The organism is Pseudomonas sp. HMSC066A08 (assembly GCF_001813025.1).
GTDB classification, from domain to species: Bacteria; Pseudomonadota; Gammaproteobacteria; order Pseudomonadales; family Pseudomonadaceae; genus Pseudomonas; species Pseudomonas aeruginosa.
Map to the genome: position 1 here is coordinate 1 of NZ_KV811273.1, position 336 is coordinate 336.

Below are 336 nucleotides of genomic sequence, written 5' to 3' on the forward strand. Positions count from 1 at the left end.
AGCCCGCTGTATTGAGGGTGCGTCAGCTCGTTCCAAAGCGCGCGGCAGCGCTGGCCCAGCCAGGCATTGAGTTCCTCGAAGGAGTGAAACTGGCAGTCCTGGGCGTCTAGCCAGATACGCCTGCGGCTGTCTTGCACGTTCTTTTCAACGATGCCCTTTTCCCAACCAGCGGCGACGTTGCAGAAGTCCGGATCGAACAGGTAATGCGCGCACATCACCGCAAAGCGCGCATTCACCGCCCGGCCTTTGCCCTTATTGACCTTGTCGACGGCGGTCTTCATGTTGTCGTAGATGCCCCGGCGCGGCACGCCGCCCAAGGAGCCGAACGAGCGTGTA

General features: G+C 61.3%; 1 pseudogene. It reads right to left on the reverse strand.

Annotated elements, in window-relative coordinates:
* Positions 1-336, reverse strand: a pseudogene (locus HMPREF2886_RS05445) (DDE-type integrase/transposase/recombinase); the annotation flags it as partial.